At 40.5% G+C, this 2,501-nt stretch carries 3 protein-coding genes and 2 pseudogenes; 3 read left to right on the forward strand and 2 right to left on the reverse strand.

Annotated features, from left to right (window positions below):
* Positions 1-938, forward strand: a 938-nt coding sequence (locus ACFIJW_RS03340; protein ID WP_375633280.1) for a hypothetical protein, incomplete at its 5' end; no start/stop codon positions are given.
* A 111-nt stretch (positions 939-1,049) separates the two neighbouring features.
* Positions 1,050-1,280, forward strand: a pseudogene (locus tag ACFIJW_RS03345) (DNA adenine methylase); the annotation flags it as partial.
* A gap of 97 nt (positions 1,281-1,377) precedes the next feature.
* Here the strand turns inward: ACFIJW_RS03345 and ACFIJW_RS03350 are convergent.
* Positions 1,378-1,734 (reverse strand): type II toxin-antitoxin system HigA family antitoxin, encoded by a 357-nt coding sequence (locus ACFIJW_RS03350; RefSeq protein ID WP_156851753.1) that lies wholly within the window; start codon positions 1,732-1,734, stop codon positions 1,378-1,380.
* On the reverse strand, positions 1,731-2,045 hold the full coding sequence (locus ACFIJW_RS03355) for a type II toxin-antitoxin system HigB family toxin (RefSeq protein WP_317993618.1): 315 nt from the start codon (positions 2,043-2,045) through the stop codon (positions 1,731-1,733). The genes ACFIJW_RS03350 and ACFIJW_RS03355 overlap by 4 nt, the downstream gene beginning before the upstream one ends.
* Positions 2,046-2,209: 164 nt before the next feature.
* Here ACFIJW_RS03355 and ACFIJW_RS03360 point away from each other — a divergent pair.
* A pseudogene (locus ACFIJW_RS03360) lies at positions 2,210-2,501 on the forward strand (phage tail protein); the annotation flags it as partial.

Genomic DNA, 2,501 nt, shown 5'->3' on the forward strand with positions numbered 1-2,501 from the left:
ATGAATGGCAGAATTATAATAAATTTACCAGCAAAGTCACCATGAGTGGTGGCTTAGAACTTTTGGGTAATTCGTCGTTTAACCTTATCCATAACAACAAAGTCGTTAGCAGTCTAAGCACAACCGGAAGCTTGCTTAAAGGACCTTTAAAAGTGGATGGAGATCTTGTTTATACGAAAGCGCAAGTGGATGCCGCCATTTTGTCACAAATAAAGAGTCTTAAAAAAGATTTGACCGATAAAATCACGAATTGGCCGGCTCTTGCTGATGCTGAATTGCTGTATACGCAGGATGGAAAAATTGAATGGCCCGATTGGGTGACAGATAAAACCAAAGTCGAAATCCAAGCATGGGGTGGAGGTGGCAGTGGTGGCGGAGCCTATTTGTCAGGATTAGGAGGAGGAGGTGGTGGTGCCGGTTGTTCAGTCTGGTATGGCTATAAAGCCAGTTTAAAGGGTCATGAGAATATCACAATTGGTAAAGGAGGAGCTTCTGTGGGAAAGCAGTGTGTAAACGGTAAGTCTGGAGGAACAACAATCATTGGCAAGAATTTTATCACCGCCACAGGAGGAAACTATGGTAGTGCTGGTTACTATAGTTCACGAAATGGTTATGTTACTGGCTGCTATTCAGGAAGTGGTGGTACTGGAGGAGTAGGGGGAAATTTTGGCTTGGCAACGGATGAGCACCTAGGACTTGCTAAAGGCGGGAATGGTTATGCTGGAACAAGCGGAATTACGAGTAAGACAAGCGGTAACGGAGGTGATGCTGGGGGTGATACATCAAGAGGTGGCGCTGGAGGGATAGGACAAGGTTCCTATAGTTCAGGAAAAGCAGGGCGTGGTTTTGGTGGTGGTGGTGCTGGCTCTCATGGAGATTCCTCTCCAAGCGGCGCTGGAGCTGATGGCGCTGTTCTTATAAGGTTATGGAAAGATTAAATAAAAAACCAAAAATAGCGCAAGTCAAATGGATAGCTTTTGTATGAGCAGGCTTATATGTTTTTAAGTCCTTTTAAAGCTCTTTTAAAGCCCTTTAAAAGGGCTTTAACAGGCGTTGAGAATTGCTATGGCAAGGATTTGTTTAAGCGAGAGGATTACCAGACGATGTCCACACTGCTTGCACAATTAAAGGGAAAGTTTGTTCTGTCTCTCAATGATGTGCCAGAGATCCGAAAAACCTTTAGCCAATTTAAACTAAAAGAAGTGAATACATCTTATACATGTGGTTCAAATAATCCAATGCCGGCTCAAGAGCTGATCATCTCAAATTGCGATTTCTAAAACGAGAAATAATACATATTAAAGGCTCTTTAAATGATCTTTGAAGACCTTTTGAAACCCCTTAAAAATCTTTCAAAAAAATAAATTAGTATAAAACCTAAGCTATCAGACTTTCTAGTGGAATATTGAACTGTTGGTGCAAGTTTTTAATCATGCGCAGTGTTAATTTTCTTTTACCACTCAAGATTTCATAAACACGATTTAAATGACCAATCGCAGGAACGAGATCTTTAGCACTTAAGTTCATTTGTTCCATTCTAAATTTAATAGCTTCAATCGGGTGAGGAGGAGAAACAGGATAGTGTTCTGCTTCATACGCTTCAATCAACAACACAAGAACCTCCATTTGATCAAATTCTGGAGTATTCTCTTTAGGTTGATTGTCAAACATTGCAGACACAATTTCTAAAGCTTCTTGATAATCTCTTTCAGTGCGAAGTGGTTTGATATTCATTTCTTAAATTCCTTTAGTTCTACAGTATTAGCATCAATTGCATCATACTGTTTGTGTGTCCCTATAAATTTTATATAAAGCCAACCTGCTGGATAAAAGATTGAAACAACTAAACGATAATCATTACCTCTAATATTAAAAACAACACGATTATTCTTTAATATGCTTGCATTTTTATACTTCTCTTTAATGTCATGAGGAGAACGCCACTGCGCATTTTTAGCTTCATCTACCCATGCTTTTAACGGTTGTTCAGCATCAGGATATCGAGCCCAAAAAGTTTGAAGTGTGGAGATTTTAACAATTTTCATAAGTTTATCCTGATTTTTATCAATCTTAGTACCATTTTGGGACCAAGTCAAGATATTTATAAAAAGAAAGTGCTTGTTGAAAACAAACCTTTCTCAAGAGCGGCTTTTTACCTCTCATTTTTCCCATTCATTTCATTAGCCAATATTTCAAAGGAGCATAAAGTATGGCAACAGGTTTTCTACACGGTGTTGAAGTCGTTGAGGTTGACGACGGCACCCGTCCCCTTCGTGCGGTTCAGTCTGCCGTTATCGGGATTGTTGGCACAGCACCCGATGCCGATGAACAAGCCTTCCCTCTCAACACACCCGTTTTGGTAGCAGGCTCTCTTTCACAAGCCGCAAAACTGGATAAAACGGGTAAGCGTCAAGGCACCCTACCCAATGCCCTTGATCTTATTTTTAAACAAGTAGGCGCCATTGTCGTTGTCGTACGCGTGAACGAGGGTGACAACGAAA

This window comes from Bartonella sp. MM97QHHN (genome assembly GCF_042194285.1).
Taxonomy (GTDB): domain Bacteria; phylum Pseudomonadota; class Alphaproteobacteria; order Rhizobiales; family Rhizobiaceae; genus Bartonella.